At 54.1% G+C, this 19,343-nt stretch carries 17 protein-coding genes; 13 read left to right on the top strand and 4 right to left on the bottom strand.

Features of this window, described 5'->3' with window-relative positions:
* Window positions 1-169: 169 nt before the first annotated feature.
* Window positions 170-2,431, top strand: a complete 2,262-nt coding sequence (gene metE, locus KXR87_RS14650) for a 5-methyltetrahydropteroyltriglutamate--homocysteine S-methyltransferase (RefSeq protein WP_437432974.1) — start codon at window positions 170-172, stop codon at window positions 2,429-2,431.
* Window positions 2,432-2,480: 49 nt separating this feature from the next.
* On the opposite strand, the gene KXR87_RS14645 is transcribed toward metE, so the two are convergent.
* The 3 genes from KXR87_RS14645 to KXR87_RS14635 all read right to left on the bottom strand — a co-directional run bounded on the left by KXR87_RS14645 (window position 2,481) and on the right by KXR87_RS14635 (window position 5,487).
* Window positions 2,481-2,888, bottom strand: coding sequence for a hypothetical protein (locus KXR87_RS14645; protein WP_437432973.1), 408 nt, complete (start codon window positions 2,886-2,888; stop codon window positions 2,481-2,483).
* A 468-nt stretch (window positions 2,889-3,356) separates the two neighbouring features.
* A complete protein-coding gene (locus tag KXR87_RS14640; RefSeq protein ID WP_437432972.1) occupies window positions 3,357-4,547 on the bottom strand; it encodes a hypothetical protein in 1,191 nt (396 codons plus the stop codon).
* Window positions 4,548-4,725: 178 nt separating this feature from the next.
* On the bottom strand, window positions 4,726-5,487 hold the full coding sequence (locus KXR87_RS14635; RefSeq protein WP_437432971.1) for a DeoR/GlpR family DNA-binding transcription regulator: 762 nt from the start codon (window positions 5,485-5,487) through the stop codon (window positions 4,726-4,728).
* A gap of 134 nt (window positions 5,488-5,621) precedes the next feature.
* Here KXR87_RS14635 and KXR87_RS14630 point away from each other — a divergent pair, with 134 nt between their 5' ends.
* The 10 genes from KXR87_RS14630 (at window position 5,622) to KXR87_RS14585 (ending at window position 16,492) form a co-directional block, all read left to right on the top strand.
* Window positions 5,622-6,599, top strand: a complete 978-nt coding sequence (locus KXR87_RS14630) for an ABC transporter substrate-binding protein (RefSeq protein WP_437432970.1) — start codon at window positions 5,622-5,624, stop codon at window positions 6,597-6,599.
* Between the two features lie 3 nt (window positions 6,600-6,602).
* Window positions 6,603-8,315 (top strand): ABC transporter permease, encoded by a 1,713-nt coding sequence (locus KXR87_RS14625; protein WP_437432969.1) that lies wholly within the window; start codon window positions 6,603-6,605, stop codon window positions 8,313-8,315.
* Window positions 8,303-9,331, top strand: coding sequence for an ABC transporter ATP-binding protein (locus tag KXR87_RS14620; protein ID WP_437432968.1), 1,029 nt, complete (start codon window positions 8,303-8,305; stop codon window positions 9,329-9,331). Before KXR87_RS14625 ends, KXR87_RS14620 begins: the two co-directional genes overlap by 13 nt.
* Complete coding sequence (locus KXR87_RS14615) at window positions 9,328-10,386, top strand: MBL fold metallo-hydrolase (RefSeq protein WP_437432967.1); 1,059 nt, start codon at window positions 9,328-9,330, stop codon at window positions 10,384-10,386. The genes KXR87_RS14620 and KXR87_RS14615 overlap by 4 nt, the downstream gene beginning before the upstream one ends.
* 150 nt (window positions 10,387-10,536) lie before the next feature.
* Window positions 10,537-11,952, top strand: a complete 1,416-nt coding sequence (locus KXR87_RS14610; protein ID WP_437432966.1) for a PTS transporter subunit EIIC — start codon at window positions 10,537-10,539, stop codon at window positions 11,950-11,952.
* Window positions 11,953-11,973: 21 nt separating this feature from the next.
* Window positions 11,974-13,722, top strand: a complete 1,749-nt coding sequence (locus KXR87_RS14605; RefSeq protein ID WP_437432965.1) for a sulfatase — start codon at window positions 11,974-11,976, stop codon at window positions 13,720-13,722.
* A 44-nt stretch (window positions 13,723-13,766) separates the two neighbouring features.
* Window positions 13,767-14,492 (top strand): GntR family transcriptional regulator, encoded by a 726-nt coding sequence (locus KXR87_RS14600; protein WP_437432964.1) that lies wholly within the window; start codon window positions 13,767-13,769, stop codon window positions 14,490-14,492.
* Window positions 14,489-14,833 (top strand): YidH family protein, encoded by a 345-nt coding sequence (locus KXR87_RS14595; protein ID WP_437432963.1) that lies wholly within the window; start codon window positions 14,489-14,491, stop codon window positions 14,831-14,833. Before KXR87_RS14600 ends, KXR87_RS14595 begins: the two co-directional genes overlap by 4 nt.
* Window positions 14,830-15,177: a DUF202 domain-containing protein gene (locus KXR87_RS14590; protein ID WP_437432962.1), complete on the top strand. Its 348-nt coding sequence runs from the start codon at window positions 14,830-14,832 to the stop codon at window positions 15,175-15,177. The genes KXR87_RS14595 and KXR87_RS14590 overlap by 4 nt, the downstream gene beginning before the upstream one ends.
* 1 nt (window position 15,178) lies before the next feature.
* Window positions 15,179-16,492 (top strand): anaerobic sulfatase maturase, encoded by a 1,314-nt coding sequence (locus tag KXR87_RS14585; RefSeq protein WP_437432961.1) that lies wholly within the window; start codon window positions 15,179-15,181, stop codon window positions 16,490-16,492.
* Here the strand turns inward: KXR87_RS14585 and KXR87_RS14580 are convergent.
* Window positions 16,481-17,308 carry a dienelactone hydrolase family protein gene (locus tag KXR87_RS14580; RefSeq protein ID WP_437432960.1) on the bottom strand — a complete coding sequence of 276 codons (828 nt, stop codon included), beginning with the start codon at window positions 17,306-17,308 and terminating at the stop codon, window positions 16,481-16,483. The two genes, KXR87_RS14585 and KXR87_RS14580, sit on opposite strands and share 12 nt — an antisense overlap.
* Window positions 17,309-17,570: 262 nt before the next feature.
* On the opposite strand from KXR87_RS14580, the gene udp reads away from it, so the two are divergent.
* Entirely contained in the window at window positions 17,571-18,332 is a 762-nt protein-coding gene (udp, locus tag KXR87_RS14575) for a uridine phosphorylase (protein WP_437432959.1), read from the top strand.
* A 247-nt stretch (window positions 18,333-18,579) separates the two neighbouring features.
* Window positions 18,580-19,335: a bifunctional demethylmenaquinone methyltransferase/2-methoxy-6-polyprenyl-1,4-benzoquinol methylase UbiE gene (gene ubiE, locus KXR87_RS14570; RefSeq protein WP_437432958.1), complete on the top strand. Its 756-nt coding sequence runs from the start codon at window positions 18,580-18,582 to the stop codon at window positions 19,333-19,335.
* The last annotated feature ends 8 nt before the right edge of the window (window positions 19,336-19,343 follow it).

Below are 19,343 nucleotides of genomic sequence, written 5' to 3'. Positions count from 1 at the left end.
GTGTAAACATCTGGACGTCTAAAATCCGTCGTCTTTTAAATTTATGACGCGGTGGCTGCGTTTACCTGCTCCGGCCACTTACTTCAGTAAGCTCCCGGAAATAAGCAAACGTGCTGCCTGCCCTGAATTCAAAATCTAACGTATTGACAATGACTTAGAGGAAGCGCAAATGACAGTTATCACACACACCCTCGGTTTTCCTCGCGTTGGTCTGCGTCGCGAGCTGAAAAAAGCGCAAGAGAGCTATTGGGCGGGCAACCTTTCCCGTGAAGAGCTGCTGGCGGTTGGCCGCGAACTGCGTGCCCGTCACTGGGAGCAGCAAAAAGCGGCGGGCATTGACCTGTTGCCGGTGGGCGACTTCGCCTGGTACGATCACGTTCTGACCACCAGCCTGCTGCTCGGCAATGTTCCGGCTCGTCATCAGAACAGAGACGGTGCTATCGATATTGATACGCTGTTCCGCATGGGTCGTGGCCGTGCGCCCACCGGTGAACCGGCAGCAGCAGCGGAAATGACCAAGTGGTTTAACACCAACTATCACTACATGGTGCCGGAGTTCGTCAAAGGCCAACAGTTCAGTCTGCGCTGGACGCAACTGCTGGAGGAAGTGGACGACGCGCTGGCGCTGGGCCACAGAGTTAAACCTGTATTGTTAGGCCCGGTCACTTACCTGTGGTTGGGTAAAGTCAAAGGTGAACCCTTTGATCGCCTGAGCCTGCTGAACGATATTCTGCCGGTCTACCAGCAGGTACTGGCTGAACTGGCAACACGCGGCATTGAGTGGGTACAGATTGACGAACCTGCGCTGGTACTGGAACTGCCACAGGTGTGGCTGGATGCGTTCAAACCGGCGTACGACGCGCTGTCCGGGCAGGTGAAGCTGTTGTTAACGACCTATTTCGAGGGCGTCACCCCTAACCTGGACACCATTACGGCGCTGCCGGTACAGGGGCTGCACGTTGATCTTGTTCACGGTAACGATGACGTTGTGAGGCTACATGAGCGCCTGCCCTCTGACTGGTTGCTCTCGGCAGGCCTGATTAACGGTCGTAACGTCTGGCGTGCCGATCTTACAGAGAAATATGCACAAATTGCGGTGATCAACGGCCAACGTCCGCTATGGGTGGCCCCTTCCTGTTCGCTGTTGCATAGCCCCATCGATCTGAACGTAGAAACGCGTCTTGATGCCGAGGTAAAGAGCTGGTTTGCCTTCGCGCTACAGAAATGTGAAGAGCTCGCACTGCTGCGCGATGCGCTGAACAGCGGTGATACCACTGCCATCAAAGCCTGGAGCGTACCGATTCAGGAACGTCGCCACTCCACCCGCGTGCACAATAGCGCTGTTGCAAAACGACTTGCAGCCATTACCGCGCAGGAGAGCCAGCGCAACAGTCCTTACACCGTGCGTGCAGTAGCCCAGCGTGCACGTTTTAAACTGCCTGCCTGGCCCACCACCACCATCGGTTCGTTCCCGCAAACCACCGAGATTCGTGGCCTGCGTCTGGACTTCAAAAAAGGCAATCTCGACGCTAACCACTATCGCACCGGCATTGCTGAACACATCAAACAGGCGATTGTGGAGCAGGAGCGGCTGGGGCTGGACGTACTGGTACACGGCGAAGCCGAGCGTAACGACATGGTCGAGTACTTTGGTGAGCATCTGGACGGTTTTGTCTTCACGCAGAACGGCTGGGTGCAGAGTTACGGCTCCCGCTGCGTGAAGCCGCCAGTGGTAATTGGCGACGTCAGCCGCCCGGAAGCCATTACCGTGGAGTGGGCGAAGTACGCCCAATCTCTGACCGACAAGCCGGTAAAAGGGATGCTGACCGGCCCTGTGACGATCCTGTGCTGGTCCTTCCCGCGCGAAGATGTGAGCCGTGAAACCATCGCCAAACAGATTGCGCTGGCGCTGCGTGACGAAGTAGCGGATCTGGAAGCGGCCGGTATCGGCATCATTCAGATTGATGAACCGGCCCTGCGTGAGGGGCTGCCGCTGCGCCGTAGCGACTGGGAGGCGTATCTGGCCTGGGGCGTCGAAGCTTTCCGCATTAACGCGGCGGTAGCGAAAGATGATACCCAGATCCACACCCATATGTGTTATTGCGAGTTTAACGACATCATGGATTCCATCGCCGCACTGGATGCTGACGTGATCACCATTGAAACGTCACGCTCGGATATGGAACTGCTGGAGTCGTTTGAAGCTTTCGACTACCCGAACGACATCGGGCCGGGCGTCTACGACATCCATTCGCCGAACGTCCCAAGCGTAGAGTGGATTGAAGCCCTGCTGGCAAAAGCCGCCCAGCGCATCCCGGCGGAGCGCCTGTGGGTGAACCCGGACTGCGGCCTGAAAACCCGCGGCTGGCCAGAAACCCGTGCCGCACTGGCGAATATGGTGAAAGCGGCGCAGAATTTGCGCCAGGCCTGAGAAGTGGGTGACTCATAATGAAAAGCGATCGCCCAGGCAATCGCTTTATTTACTTGTCTTTCGGATCGACGATGTTGATGGTGTAGGTTTTCTTAAATCTCGTGGAGCTTTCAAACATATGTGCGTAGCCACCTCCCGCCACCAGGAAGGTGACCACCCCTGTTTTGACAGGGGTGCCTTGCACCTGAATACAATTTAGATCACGGGTGTCTGTTGTTTTGTCTGACATGCGCCATTCTGGGAGCGGGCAATATTTGATGGTCAGCCCAGTATCCTCTGGATTAAGACGTAATGAATTTCCGGAGCCAGAAACACTGGCACCGAAGATGTTGATTTTCGCCGAGTAAGGCTGATGTAATACAGCATCATGTAACCTGGGGTTTTCTGGTAAGAAAGAAAAATGTTGGCTGCATGATGTCAAACATATTGTCATCATCAATATAAAGATTTTATTCATGCATTGATTCATCCTTGAGTTATGACTGTAGAGAATATTTATGCTATTCATCTTCTGAATGTGTATGTTAATGGTCCAGAACATTAATGGTGTAGGTTTTCTTAAATCTGGTGGCACTTACAAACATCGACCCATAGACACCTCCACCCACGACAAAAGTGACAATTCCGGGTTTAACGGGAGTTCCCTGTACGAGGATACAATTTAGATCGCGAGTGTCTGATGTTGTGTCTGACATGCGCCATTCTGGGGTCGGGCAATATTTGATGGTCAAGCCCGTATCCTCTGGATTAAGACGCAATACTATGCCTGGACTAATAACTGGGGCGCCGAAAATATTGATTTTTGCCGAGTAAGGTTGATGAACAACAGCGTCACGTAACATGGGATATTCAGGCAAAAACGAAACGTGCCGACTGCATGATGTCAAAAATAATACTATGATAATGAGATGTATTTTATTCATATTTATTTTAATGGCTTAAAAACCATGCCCCCGAAGAAACGATTGAGAAAACGACGGGTAGTCATGTCCGATTTAATGTGGTTTTTTACTTTTCCCCATGAGAAAAGTGCTAAGGATATTTCGCCTCTGTCACTTTGCGTTAACTGACTGTTCCAAACGATCCAGTGATTCGGCACAGTGAAAATTGAATCGTTACCGTCCAGTAATCCTCCGGCGACCAGCGTAACGACTTTGTACCCTCTGTTGACGTAATCATTAAAGATATGAATGTCTTCCACGCTGCCCCGGGTGATACCTGCATTGCAGAATACCAGTTCATAGCCCGCCTTCTGGAACCACTCTGTCAGAGTCTGCCACATGGTGACTCCGGCGGCAGGGGAGTCGACGGTGTCGTAGTTAATCACCGCATTTTCCGAATCTCTGAGACTGGCGAGGGTTATCCAGTCAACACCAGGAATAATAGGATCTGGGGGGGTTAAGTCATGGTCGTAAAATTCCCCTGACGGGTGTCTACATCCCTCTCCCGGCACAATTTCCAGCTCGCCAATTTTGGTTTTACCCCAGCACCAGAGTTCACGGGCGGCCTGCGCGTAGACATCGGGTCTGTCTATTTGCAGGCAGTAGAAAAATGCGGCTGGGCCGCACAAACTTCCCCACCCCTGATTAGGATAATCCAGCTGATTAAATCGCGTGGTTATCTGTTCTCTAATGGTGCTACGCTCGAAGGGATCGAGGTCATGGCCAATAGGGTACTCTTTCGCAATAAACGGGCGTTCGGGTCTGGATATTTTGACCTCCTGTATATTGGTTTCACCGGGTTTGACTCGACGGGTGTACCCGGTGGTAACGAAGAAACACGGATTCTCACGTTTAATTGAAGACCATGCACGCCCGGAACTGAATTCCGCTAAGGTATACATTTTGGTAAAAGGGGTTTCGTGAATGCGCGATGCCCCCAGCCTGCCTTTCCAGTAAAGGGTGACTTTCATGATATACATCGTTGAGAACGGATCGTCAGTTTCCTGAGTAATATGGCGTTGGGTTTCATAATTACTTTGTATTTGTTGTTGCGTCACATCCACAAGAATATGTTTATTACGCCGTGAATCCATTCGATAAATTAATAGGTCATAAAGAATATCCTCGGGTTTGACGTTGGAGCGAATTTGAGTGCTTACAGTATAGGTGGGCATTGTTAATCCTTTAGTTATATTGATGCTGAAAATTAACGGCATCCTGACGTTAATTAATGGTTTGGCTGTAATGTATTTATATATTTAATGGAATTTATTTGCGACCCGCAGAGATCACGTATTACGAGATCTCTGTACGATCAATTTGAAAATAAGTCGCGACGCTGGGGATTATATTTTACTCCTCCCGGCACAACCATGTTGTATTGCGTTGCGCCAGCAATGCTCTTTGCTGCGGCGTGGGTGTGCGGTCGCTGACCACATAGTGAAAATCGCCGATATCGCCGTTGCGGCACATCGCCCGACGGCCAAATTTGGTGCTGTCTACCACCAGCACGTTCACCTCCGCGCTGGCGACCAGCGCCAGGCGGGCCACCACTTCCTCGTCGTTAAAATCATATAACTCACCCTCTTCACCAATGCCGCCTACGGAGACCACACCCATATCAACCCGATAGCGGCGAAAAAAGGTCAGGGCATCGCTGCCGATCACGTCCAGATCGCGTTTGCGTACGCGCCCACCTGCCACCGTCAGTTCACAGCCTGGAAGCAGGCTCAACGGTGTGGCCGCGTGCAGATTGTTGGTGCAGACCGCCAGTTGCGTATCCTGTGGCAGGGCGCGGGCGACCATTTCGACGGTGGTACCGGTGCCGAGAAAACAGCTTTCCGCGTCGGCGAGAAGCTGAACCACGCGCTCGCCCATCCAGCGTTTGCCGATGACGTTCACGATCTCCCTTTGCTGATAGCCAATATTTTCGCGTGCGAAAGGAGCGACCATCCCGTGACGGCGTAAGAGCAGGCCCTGGGCGGTGAGCTCACGCAGGTCGCTGCGTACGGTTTGTAATGACACGCCAAAGTAGTGGGCCAGTTGTTCAATACTGCTTTCACCCTGTTCGGTGACGAGAGAGACAATCTCGCTGCGGCGGGCTTCCGGGGTCATATTTGCGTCCTGCTTTAACGGATTGGCACATGCTAGCCCGCAAATATGAAATTAGTACTACGAAAAACGGAGGTCATATTTCTGTCAGATTCCGTTGGTTTAATCGTCACAACGAAAACCAAGGGGATGAAAACATGAGTAAAACACCTGCACTGGCTGTGGTTTTTCTGGCCATGATGAGCGCGTCGGCCTTCGCCAAATCGACCCTCACGCTCTATACCAGCCAGCCTAACGAAGATGCACAGATGACGGTCAGTGCGTTTGAGCAGGCGCACCCGGATGTGGAAGTGAAGTGGATACGTGACGGAACCACCAAGCTGATTGCCCGTCTGCAGGCGGAAATCGCTGCCGGAGGAGCCAGCCCGGACGTATTGCTCATCGCTGACAGCGTGACGATGGAATCCCTGAAGCAAAAAAATCTGCTGGCGGCCTATAAATCACCGCAGGCCAGCCGCTACGATGCGCAACTCTACGATAAAGACGGTTACTACTACGGCACCAAGCTCATCACTACCGGCATTGCCTACCACACCAAAGCGCCGGTGAAACCGGACTCCTGGCAGGATCTGCTCAAACCTGAGCTGAAAAATATGACCACGCTGCCCAGCCCGCTCTACTCCGGCGCGGCGCAAATCCACCTCGCGACCCTGATGAATGACCCGCAGCTCGGCTGGCAGTATTACGAAAAACTGAAAGAGAACGGGGCAATGCCGCAAAGCGGTAACGGCGGGGTAATGAGCGCGATTACCTCCGGCAGCAAAGCCTACGGTGTGCTGGTGGACTATATGGCGATCCGTGAAAAAGCCAAGGGTGCGCCCGTCGAGTTCGTCTTCCCCAAAGAGGGGGTCAGCATCGTGACGGAACCCGTCGCAATGATGAAAGAGGCGAAAAACGGAGAAGGGGCAAAAGCCTTTATCGATTTTGTACTCTCTCCTGAAGGGCAAAAACTGGTGCTTAAACAGGGCTATCTGACCGCAGACCCGGCTCTGCCCGTTCCTGCTGGATTCCCGGCACGCGACAGTATCAAGCTGATGGCCTACGACCCGGCGAAAGCGCTGGCGGATGCCGAACCGAACAAAAAACGTTTTGCCGACCTCTTCGGAAACCGCTAAGTCATGACCGCAATGACCCTACGTCAACCCGCTACCCGCAGCCCTCCGAAAGGGCTGCTGTGGCTGCTACTCTGCCTGATTGCGCTGCTCAGTCTGCTCCCCAGCCTGCGACTGCTTACCTCCGCACTCTTCGACTGGCAGCAGGGCAGCAACAGCAGCCTGTGGCGGGTGATGAGCAGTGAAACCACCTGGATAGCGCTCTGGAACAGCCTTTACACCAGCGGTCTGGGGACCCTGCTCTCACTGGTGCTGGGTAGCCTGTTCGCTTTCTGCCTGGCGCTGACCAACATTCGCGGTAAGCAGATTTGGGTGTTCCTGTTTATGCTGCCGATGATGATCCCCCCACAGGTGACGGCACTAAGCTGGCTACAGCTGTTTGGGCCGGGCAGTATTCTGCTCAACAGCATTGGTCTTGCTCCGGCGTTTGGTAGCCCCAACCCGCTCTATTCGCCGGAAGGCATTGCGCTCTTGCTGGGTATCCAACATGCGCCGCTGGTTTTTCTGGCGCTGCGCACGCAACTGCACTGCCTGCCAAAAGAGCAGATTGAAGCCGCGCGTCTCAATGGCGCTTCGCTGTGGCGGGTATTTTTCGACATCGTTTTACCCCTTTGCCGCACGGCGCTCTGGTCGGGCGCGGCGATTGCCTTTGTCTCGGCGCTGGGGAACTTCGGCATCCCGGCGATGCTCGGCATTCCCATCTCTTACTTTGTGTTGCCGATTCAGATTTACCAGACGCTCTCCAGCTTTGGCCCGTCGATGCTCAACGATGTGGCGGCGCTGTCGGTGCTGATGGGGGTGCTGGCCATCGGTATTGTTACCCTGCAAGGGCGTATGCAACGGCGCTATGCGCTGCCCCTTATCGGCATGGCGGGGCGTGCGCTGAGTTTTGAACTGGGCAAATGGCGACTGGCAACGGAACTGCTGTTAAGCGCGGTGCTGTTTGCCATTCTGCTGGCCCCGTTGCTGGCGTTGCTGGTTACGTCGCTGGTGCCGACACTCGGTGTGCCGCTGAACATGGAGACCCTGACGTTCTCGGCCTGGCGCGCCATCTTTGACGATCAGAGCGCCACATGGCGGGCCCTGATCAACAGCGTAACGCTTTCAGTGAGCGCTTCGCTGGTGCTGATGCTCCTCTGTCTGCCACTGGCGTGGCTACTGGTGCGTTACCCCAGCCGCCCGCTGCGCTGGCTGTACAGCGTCATTGATATCCCCTACACCCTTCCCGGCGTGGTACTGGCGATTGCATTTATCCTGCTGTTTGCCCGCCCGCTGCCGTGGGTGGGTATCAGTCTCAGCGGGACGCTGACCCTTATTTTTCTTGCCTATCTCGCCCGTTTCCTGACGGTGTGCCTGAAGCCGGTGCACAACAGCATGTTGCAACTTGATCCGGCAATGGAAGAGGCGGCAAGTCTGGCGGGCGCCGGGTTCTCCCAGCGGTTACGTCATATTGTTCTGCCGCTGCTGGCACCTGCGGCCTTTGCCGGTGCGCTGTTGGTCTTTCTGACGGCGGTCAATGAACTGACGGTGTCAGCGCTGTTATGGAGCGCGGGCAAGGAGACCATCGGCGTGGTGATTTTTAATCTGGATGAGAGTGGTAACAAAGTGCTGGCCTCGGCGATTTCCGTGCTGGTGGTCGCGCTGGTGGCAGGCGTCATGTTACTGCTCAGTCGTCTTGGCAGGTATTTACCCAAAGGAGTGATTCCGTGGCAGAGCTGAAACTGGAACGGTTGTGTAAGGCATTTGGCGATCAGCTCGTGGTACGGGACCTGGATCTGACCATCCCCGAGGGGGCGTTTACGGCGCTGTTGGGGCCAAGCGGCTGTGGCAAAACCACGACGCTGCGCATTCTTGCCGGATTAGAACATTTATCTTCAGGCCGCCTGCTGCTTGGCGATCGTCTGCTGGCGGATGCACGCGTCCATATGCCACCCGAAACGCGCGATATGGGTATGGTGTTTCAGACTTATGCCCTGTGGCCGCATATGACGGTGGCGGAAAACGTAGGCTATCCGCTTAAGCTGCGCAAAGTGCAGGGTGCGGCACGTCAGAAGCAGGTAATGGAAGCCCTGGAGGTGGTGGAACTGGGTGCCTATGCCGACCGTTCTCCGCAGGATCTGAGTGGAGGGCAGCGTCAGCGCGTGGCGCTGGCCCGCTGTCTGGTGTCGGAGCCGCAGGTGGTTCTGCTGGACGAGCCGCTGGCGAACCTCGACAGACATTTACGCGCCACTATGGAACAGACGTTCCGTGATTTTCATCGTCGCACCGGCGCCACGTTTGTTTATGTGACCCACGATCAGGCCGAAGCGATGGCGCTGGCGAGCCATATTGCCGTGATGCACAAAGGAGAGCTGATGCAGTGGGGTGCGCCGCAGACGCTCTATCAGCACCCGGATAATGCCTGGGTCGCGGGCTTTATCGGCAAAGGCAGTATTGTCTCACTGACGGCCCCTGCCGATGTACAGGATCTGGACAGCATCCAGTTGCACAATGGCATGGCGTCAGGCAGTGACGGACCGCGCCAGCAGGTACTCATTCGACCGGAGCACGTTCAGATCACCGGCAATGGCCTTGTCGCGATGGTTGAAAGCTGCATTTACCAGGGGGAACGCTATTTGCTGGCGCTGCGTCTGCAGGACGGACAAATGCTCAGCGCCTTCCACCACTCCCCTTTGCGTGAACAGCAGCATACGGGGGTGCGCCTGTTGCAGGGCTGGCGGCTGGAGGCGGCATGACGATAGTTATTGACGTTATCAGTGGCCTGAACGCTAAAGCCCCGGCAGCGATCCTCATCTCCACGCCCCGGCAGCGAATTTTACTGGATGCGGGTGGGGCGCTGGATCCTGACGATGATCCATGGCCGGTGCCGGACAACCTCGATGCCGTATTGCTCAGTCACGATCATGTGGATCATATTGCAGGCCTGGATCGTCTGCCATCGACAATCCCGGTGTACTGCACGGCACTCACCGCGCAGGCCTTGCCCTCAGGCCATGATATTCAGATTATCCCGGTGCGCGGTCAGTTTCAGCTTGGCGAGATAACCGTCACGACAGGTAGCAGTGGGCATGCCCTCGGAGGAGTGTGGTTCCACCTCAACGTGGCGGGCGGTATTTTTTACAGTGGCGATTTCAGTATGGAGTCGACCATTTTTCACTTTGATACCCCACCCCCTGCGCAGGTCGCGCTGCTGGATGCCTCTTACGGTCTGTACGACGTGGCGCAGCATGAGCAGTGGGCTAAATTACAGGGCTGCTTTACGCGTCCTACACTCTGTCCGGTCCCGCCTTCCGGGCGCGCGGTAGAGCTGGCACTCCTGCTGGCAAGAGAAGGAGATACCGATATGGCGCTGGATGCGCCCTGCCTTGCGCTACTCCGGCAGATGGTCGACTGCAACGATGGCAGCGTGCGAGAAGATGTTGTGGGGGCGTTGCAGCAGCTACTGCAGACGCTCGCGCCGTTTTCCCCTGAAGTAAAGATTCTGTTTGCCGCCGATCCCGATGGCCAGAGCGGAATGGCCGGTGAACTGCGCGCCCGTGGCGACTTTTATCACCGGACGCTGTTTACAGGACACCTTAACCGCGTGGCCCGGCAGCAGTGGCAAAAAGGTGATGTGGATTTCTGCCGCTGGAATGTGCACCCGACCCGGCAAAGTTTACAGGCGCTGGTCGCCATGCTGGATTGCCGTAAGCTGTTCCCGCTGTTTACACCGATTGAGGATATCGGGCGCTGGCAGCAGGCGCTGCAATGTGAAATAGCTGACTTTCATTATCTTAGTCTAACCCGCTAATATTTATACCTTTTCACCACTCCTTCCTGGATCGTATCGCAAAATCGATGACGATCTTTCTCACCACCCACCTGCTTTATGAGATCTCTCACAAAATTTATATTATTATATTGTTATAACAATATAATAAATAACCACAGGGACCTCTGTATGAACTACAACGAAACAGGAAGCGCCATCGTGAAGTACTGCGGCGGGCTAACCAATTTTATTCATGTGACCAACTGTATGACCCGGGTGCGGATGACCATTTCTGACCCCGATAAGGTCGATATGCAAGGACTAAAAAGTATTGCTGGCGTGCTTGGGGTAGTGGAAGACGACACATTGCAAGTGATTGTTGGGCCGGGTAAATCGACAAAAGTCGCCGCTGTAATTAATGCTATGTTGAAAGGGGAAGCATCCAGCGACTCACCACTGAGTGCCGTAGAGCTGAAAGCAAATCAGGCGCGGGCAAAAGCCAAAAAGCAGACCCGCACCAAAGTCATTCTCAAGCATATCGCCAATATATTCGTGCCGATTCTGCCTGCGCTTATTGCGGCAGGGATCTTAATGGGTCTGAACAATGTACTGGTGAATACTGCCGCCTCCTGGGCGCTGGAAAACCATATTGCCCCAGCGGGTAAGTTGACAGCAGCGCAGATGGTACTTGAGCAGCGTCATTTGCTCGGCATCAGCCAGTTCCTCGACATCATCTCAAAAGCACTGTTTGGCTTCCTGGCTATCTACACCGGCGTAACGACGGCACGCGAGTTCGAGGGCAATGCAGTAATGGGCGGGTTACTGGGGGCGATAACTATCGCGCCTCAGCTCACATCAATGGGGCTAACGCCCGGCCAGGGTGGGTTGATTGGTGTGATTTTTTGCGTCTGGCTGATGTGCCTGCTGGAAAGACAGGTGCGCCGCATTGTGCCGGATATTATCGATGTAGTAGCCACGCCGACTATTGTGCTATTAGTCATGGCGGGTGCGCTGCTGTTCGCCATTATGCCCATTGCCGGTGTGGTCTCGAATGGTATCTTGCATGGACTTAACGGCCTGCTGGCGACGGGCGGCATTGCCGCAGGGTTTGTGCTCTCCGCGCTTTTCCCGTTCCTGATTTCACTGGGTCTGCATCATGGATTGTTCCCGATTCACCTTGAGATGATCAACAGTACCGGCCACGCGCCACTCTTCGCTATTCAAATTATGTCCAATTCCGGGATGGTCGGTGCGGCGACGGCGGTGCTGCTGCTTACCCGTGACCCGGTTATGAAAAAGATTGCCAAAGGTGCTATCCCCACTTCCATTCTGGCAGTGGGCGAGCCAACCATATTTGGCGTTAACATACCGGCCGGTTTTGCCTTTATCACCGGCTCCATTGGCGCGGGTTTTGGTGGCATGATGATCGTGCTGCTGGGCGTGTCGACCAATGGTGTCGGGGCGGCCGGGTTATCAGCGCTGCCGCTTATTGCCGATGGTAAGTATCTGCAATATATCCTGTCCTGGCTGGTGGGATGTGCCGCTGCATTTATCCTGACCTACATTGTCGGCAAGGTGCGCGGCTACGATAAAGAGACGGCGTGACGGACTGAAAAGGAGGTAGTAATGAAAGCGATTATGTTGATGTTTGATTCGCTCAATAAGCGGCTGCTGTCGGCCTACGGCAGTGACGCCGCGATCACGCCGAACTTTCAGCGGTTGAAAGAGAAAACAGCGCGTTTTGATAACGTCTACGTCGGCAGTATGCCATGCATGCCCGCGCGGCGGGAGCTGCATACCGGGCGCTATAACTTTTTGCACCGCGGCTGGTCACCGCTTGAACCTTTTGATGACTCAATGCCGGAATTGCTTAAAAAGCATGGGGTGCATACGCATTTGGTGACGGATCATAAACACTACTGGCGGGATGGTGGCGCAACTTACCACTCACGTTTTAACACTTATGAGTTTGTGCGGGGTCAGGAGGGGGACGCGTGGAAAGGGGTGGTGGATAAACCCGCATATGGTTATGAGTCGGGTGAACCCGAAGAGATTAAACAGCGACGCATTACCAGCCGGGTGCAGCATCAGATCAATGTGCAGTTTATGCAAAATGAAGAGGATCATCACCTCGCACGCACGATCAACAAAGGGCTGGAGTTTATTGAAACCAACCACGCCAGCGACAACTGGTTTTTACAACTGGAATGTTTCGACCCTCACGAGCCGTTTTTTGTGCCGGAAAAATACCTGAAAATGTACGGCATTGATGATCCGTCACAATTTGACGGCTGGCCACCCTACTACTTTGTGACAGAAAGCGAAGAGCGGAAAAGTACCATTCAGAAATACTACAAAGCATTGCTGACAATGGTAGATACATATGTAGGGCGCGTGCTGGATTATATGGACAGGCACGATCTGTGGAAGGATACGATGCTTATCATTAACACCGATCACGGATTCCTGCTGGGTGAGCATGAGTGGTGGGGCAAAAATATTATGCCGTTATATAACGAAGTCGCTAATATTCCCTGCTTTATCTGGCATCCGGCGTTTCCGCATTGTGCCGGAGAAAGCCGTCAGGCGCTGGCGCAAACTATCGACATCCCCGCCACATTATTAGAGGTGTTCGGTGTGGCGAAACCGGCGGATATGCAGGGTGTTTCGCTCCTCCCGGCGCTGCGTGATGACACCCAGGTGCGCGATTATGCGTTGTTCGGCTACCACGGCTGCCACGTCAATATCACCGATGGCCGCTATGTTTACATGCGTTCACCGACGGAGCCGGGTATTGAGGGACTGTACGAATACACCCTGATGCCCACCCGCATTAACAGGCGTTTCACTCCGGCCGAACTGCGTGAGACAACGTTGCATCCGCCGTTCGACTTTACCAAGGGCTGCCCGGTCATGAAGATCCCAGCGGAATCGGTGATGACACGGAATGCAGATCGTTTCGGTCATCGTCTGTACGATCTTAAGGCTGACCCGGCCCAGCGACAGCAAAGTCAGAATGAACAGGCGGCACTGCGCCTGCGTGACAAAATGGTGGAGATGATGCAGCAGACCGATGCTCCTCAGGAGCTGTACGCCCGCTATCGGTTGAATGAACCAGACAGTCCGCTGTTGGGCTATGACCCGCATCTGCTGCCGGAACTGGCCGCCTTTATCCCCAGGGTACGCTACGGCCTTTACGCGCTATTACAGCATCTGGAAGGAAGTGGACAGCAGACGCTGGCGGATGAGCTTAAAAACGCCTGTCGTTCTGACTGGCAAGAGGAAAATTTGTGGGCCTTCGTGCAGAACCGTGTTCCGGGGGAGCAGCATCAAAGTGTGTACTATAAGATGGCATTAGAAATGCGTCTTGATTGAGCGGTATCCCCGGCGGCAGCCGGGGAGGTAAGGAGCTGTAATTAATGAAAGAAGAGTTGGATTATTCGCGCGGCGCGAAACCGCTTTATGCCCAGTTATATGACATCCTGCTCTCACGGTTAAAAGCCGGGACGTATAAAAAGCATGATGTTCTGCCCACCGAAGCGGAATTTGAAGAGTTATTCGGCGTCAGTCGCATTACCGCCCGTCGCGCACTGGCGGAGCTGGCGGCAAAGGGGCTGGTTAAGCGCCAGGCAGGGATAGGTACGATGGTAATCAGTACCTCGGAAAAACAGGATGTTAAAACCCGAATTCGGCTGGTGGACGGGCAGCAGCAGCAACCTATTTCCCGTAACAACCTTAAGCTGGAGAAGTTAATCCCCCCACAGGAGGTGGCTTTGGCATTTGGGGTGGATGGAAAAACAGCGATTTTGCGCCTTACCCGTACTATCTTTCGCCAAAATGAACAACCTGCCCAGGTGAACTATATCTGGCTGACCCCCCGCCTTGGAGAGCTTACGCTTGCTGCTTTTAAGGGGGGGCTTTACAGCCTTATGGAAAAGCGGAACGAAAATATTGAAAGCTATCAAGACATTATCACCTCAGAGTTGCCGACGGAGGACGATTGCGAAATCCTCAAAATCAGCGCGAGTGAGCCGCTACTGGTGAAAACCCGTCGGGGCTATAACGATCGAGGCGAGCTGGTAGAATTCGGTATCGCCCGGCATCTCGCCAGATGCTATCAGTATGTCGTTGAGAATAACCGATGAGCTGGCAAACTCAGGGAAAGTCACCTGACTACCGTTTTACACTGGCGAATGAACGCACCTTTCTGGCCTGGATCCGTACCGCGCTTGCTTTTATGGCAGCGGCGATAGGTATCGATCAGCTTGCCCCGAACTTTGTTTCCCCTGGGTTCCATGATCTGCTGGTCGCGCTATTGGGCGGTATAGCCGCATTGCTGGCCTGGTATGCGTGGCGGCGTTGGGCACTGAACGAACGTGCAATGCGCAACGATGCAGCATTAGACTATCCGCGAATGCTGCTATGGCTTAGCTATGGCCTGTCTATTGTCATCGTCGTCACGCTAACCCTCTTGCTGATGTTATGAGCCGACAAACTTCAAACCGGGATGCCGGTCTCCAACCAGAGCGAACCTCGCTTGCCTGGCAGCGCACGGTCTTTTCGGCTCTGGTTTTTACACTGGCAATGGTTAGGGTCGCCTTATGGCGTGACGACAGAATGTTTATCCTCCTGAGTGGTATTGCCGCAGCGCTGGCGATAGTCCTCACGATCCTCTCCTTGCGTCGCCAGCGAGGGCTATTGGTTGGGGGCAACCTGACGACGGCATCATCATTGATGGATAAACGGCTGATAAGCCTTGTTTTGTTTCTGGGTTCAGTGTCGCTGGCGCTGCACGCGCTAGTTAATTTGCTGCATAAAGGATGGGTTTGATATGGCAGTAGCAGGGTGCCAGGTAATGGCGAAGCCGACCGGGTCGGTGTGTAATATTGATTGCACCTACTGTTTTTATCTCGAAAAAGAGGCGCTTTATCCTGAGCGTAATAAAAACTGGCGTATGTCGGATGAAACCCTCGAAAAATACATCCAACAGCAAATCGCTGCGCAAAAGGGCAGCCATGTGATTTTTGCCTGGCAGGGCGGAGAACCTACCCTGATGGGGCTGGATTTTTTTCGCCGCGTGGTGGCGCTTTGTGCCCACTATGCCAACGGCAAGAAAATCGAACATGCTCTGCAAACCAACGGCATTCTGCTCAATGATGAATGGGCGCAGTTCTTTGCTGAACATCATTTTCTGATTGGCCTGTCGATTGACGGTCCGGCGCATCTGCATAACCAGTACCGGGTGAATCGCGCGGGTAAAGGTACCCACGAACAGGTAATGGCGGCGATGGCGCTGCTCAAAGCCCACCATGTTCAATTCAATACGCTCACGGTAGTGGGTAAGCACAACGTCGGGCATGCGCGGGAGGTCTATGACTTTCTGCTGGCGGCGGGCTCCCGGCATATGCAGTTTATCCCTCTGGTGGAGCGAATGAGCACGGCGCAAACGTCGGTATTGAATCTGGTGATGCCGGGTGAAAGTGCCGCGACCCTGACGCCCTGGTCCGTTCCCTCGTGGCAGTTTGGTGAGTTTCTCAATCAAATTTTTGACGTCTGGATCCGCCGTGACGTAGGGCGAGTGTCGGTGCAAATGTTTGACGTCGCCTTTGCCGCGTGGAACGGTCAGCCACCCGTGCTCTGTGTGCACGCTGAAACCTGTGGTCACGCCTTTGCGCTGGAATCTAATGGCGATCTCTATAATTGCGACCACTTCGTCTATCCGGAACACTTGCTAGGTAATATTCATCAGCAAAGTATTGAAGTGATGAATAACAGCGAACAAGCGCGAGCGTTTGGCGCTGAGAAACGAGAGGGGCTAACCGCCGACTGTCGCCGCTGCGATTTTCAGTTTGTTTGCCACGGTGGCTGTCCGAAGCACCGCTTTGCCGTCTCAGCGGGTGGGCATCCGGGGCACAACTATCTTTGTGCAGGCTATAAGCACTTCTTTAAACACATCACGCGGGTGATGAACGTCTGGCGGGAAATGCTGGCGGATGGCCATCCGTCTGCCACCATCATGCAGTGGGTGGCGCAGGATGATCGCGTCGCCATGCCGCCTCTTCAGCCGGGAACCGTCAGCCGCAACGAGCTTTGTCCCTGCGGCAGCGGTAAAAAATACAAGAAGTGCTGCGGGTTACGCCGCTGAGTTGTCGCGGGAGACGCCGCCTGATTTCGCAAACCAGTCCAGCATACGCTGCCAGCCATCTCTGGCAGACGCTTCATGATAGCTGGGGCGATAGTCAGCATTAAAGGCATGTCCGGCATCCGGGTAAACGATAATCTCCGCTCGGGCATTAGCGGCGCGCAGTGCCTGACGCATGGTTTCAATGGTCTCCTGCGGAATGGAGTCATCCTGAGCGCCATAAAGCCCCAGCACCGGTGCGCTAAGGTCGACGGCGATATCCACCGGATGTTTTGGCGAGTTCAGGGATTTCTGACCCACCAGTTTACCGTACCAGGCAACCGCCGCTTTAAGCTGCGGATTATGCGCCGCGTAAAGCCAGGCAATCCGCCCGCCCCAGCAAAACCCGGTCGCCAGCAGACGATGAGCATCGCCGCCGTTGCGTGCCGCCCAGTTCGCGACGTGATCGAGGTCGGCCAGTACCTGGGCATCTGGTACTTTCGTCACCAGACCTTCAAAAAGTGTGGGGATATCGGCAAAATCGTTCGGGTCGCCCTGACGGAAATAGAGCTCCGGGGCAATGGCCAGATAACCTTCCTGAGCAAGACGTCGACAAAGGTCGCGAATATGTTCATGCACGCCAAATATTTCCTGAATCACCAGCACCACCGGCAGGGGGCCTGAGGCATTTTCAGGCCTTGCATGGTATGCAGGCATGCTGTCGCCCTGGCTTGGAATGGTGGTTTCGCCAGCGAGGATAGCGTCTTGCGAGGTGTGCAATGTTGTGGACGCATGAGGTGAAGCCGCGGGGGCGTAGCCCGGCAGGGTGTTGGTTGTCATGGCTTTCTCCATACCTTTTATTAAGCTAATAGCGCTTAAGTAACTATAGTCCGCTCATGTGCAAACCTTCCTGTGAGAAAAAGGCTATCTTTGGAACAGAGTGGTATGGATGAGTATATTAATGTGATGCAAGTCACTATTTTATGGAAATGTTATGCAAACAATTTTCTTCATGGCGATCTCAGTCACGAAATTGTGCGCTTCTCTTCTGTAAAGTACCTTTTTGCTTCTCCTGACTAAACCTGACCACAGAGGAGTCTTTATGTCCAAGTCTGATGTTTTTCATCTCGGCCTCACTAAAAATGATTTACAAGGGGCTACCCTGGCTATCGTCCCTGGCGATCCGGAGCGTGTGGAAAAGATCGCCGCGCTGATGGATAAGCCGGTTAAGCTGGCATCTCACCGTGAATTCACCTCCTGGCGTGCTGAACTTGATGGTAAAGCCGTTATCGTCTGCTCAACCGGTATCGGCGGCCCGTCTACCTCTATCGCTGTTGAAGAGTTGGCTCAGCTCGGTATCCGCACCTTCCTGCGTGTGGGCACTACTGGTGCCATTCAGCCGCATATCAACGTGGGTGACGTTCTGGTGACCACTGCATCGGTGCGTCTTGACGGTGCCAGCCTGCACTTCGCGCCGATGGAATATCCGGCAGTAGCTGATTTCGATTGCACCACCGCGCTGGTCGCTGCGGCGAAGGAGATTGGCGCCACTACGCATATTGGTGTTACCGCGTCATCTGATACCTTCTATCCGGGCCAGGAACGTTATGACACCTTCTCTGGCCGCGTGGTTAACCGCTACAAAGGCTCCATGGAAGAGTGGCAGTCAATGGGCGTGATGAACTACGAAATGGAATCCGCCACGCTGCTGACCATGTGTTCAAGTCAGGGGTTGCGTGCAGGTATGGTCGCTGGCGTTATCGTTAACCGTACCCAGCAGGAAATTCCGAACGCGGAGACCATGAAGCAGACCGAAAGTCATGCGGTAAAAATTGTCGTCGAAGCGGCACGCCGTCTCGTCTGATTCTGTTTCTGAGTGTAAAAGGCCGGCTTGACCGGCCTTTTTGTTTTATGCGGTCGGGATAAATCTGGAACTTACGTACCCGCCGTGAAGATATTACCTTCGCCGTTCATAATAAAGACAACGCATTAATTCTTTATTGCTCTCATTTCCTCCGTATACCGGCACATCACGCTAAGGTTGAAACGTAGGGCAATCTCGCCCAATCTGTTACACTTCACGAACATTTTCTTTAATAGCAGGCACTAAGATGGCGGAAGATTCAAACGAGACGACGCATTTTGGTTTTCAGACCGTCGCCAAAGATCAGAAGGCTGATATGGTGGCGCACGTGTTCCACTCGGTCGCCTCAAAATATGATGTGATGAATGATTTGATGTCCATGGGCATTCATCGCTTATGGAAGCGCTTCACCATCGATTGCAGCGGCGTACGTCGCGGGCAAAAGGTACTCGATCTGGCGGGAGGCACCGGTGATTTAACGGCGAAATTCTCCCGTCTGGTGGGTGAAACCGGTCAGGTCGTGCTGGCGGACATCAACGACTCTATGCTCAAGATGGGGCGTGAAAAGCTGCGCAACATTGGCATCATCGGCAACGTGGAGTATGTACAGGCAAATGCGGAAGCGCTGCCTTTCCCGGATAACACCTTTGATTGCATCACCATCTCGTTCGGCCTGCGTAACGTCACCGAAAAAGAGAAAGCGCTGAAGTCGATGTACCGCGTACTGAAGCCGGGTGGTCGGTTATTAGTGCTGGAGTTCTCCAAACCTGTCATCGAACCGCTGAGTAAAGTGTACGACGCCTACTCGTTCCATGTGCTGCCGCGTATTGGTCAACTGGTTGCCAGCGATGCTGACAGCTATCGCTATCTGGCTGAGTCTATTCGTATGCATCCGGATCAGGAAACCCTTAAAGCAATGATGCAGGGTGCCGGGTTTGAAAACGTGGATTATTACAACCTGACGGCAGGTGTGGTTGCGTTGCATCGTGGCTATAAGTTCTGACAGGAGTT

Source organism: Yokenella regensburgei, assembly GCF_051486985.1.
Lineage (GTDB): Bacteria > Pseudomonadota > Gammaproteobacteria > Enterobacterales > Enterobacteriaceae > CBFFRJ01.
Note: the sequence above shows the minus strand (reverse complement) of the source record. Positions and strands in the feature narration are given on the sequence as shown.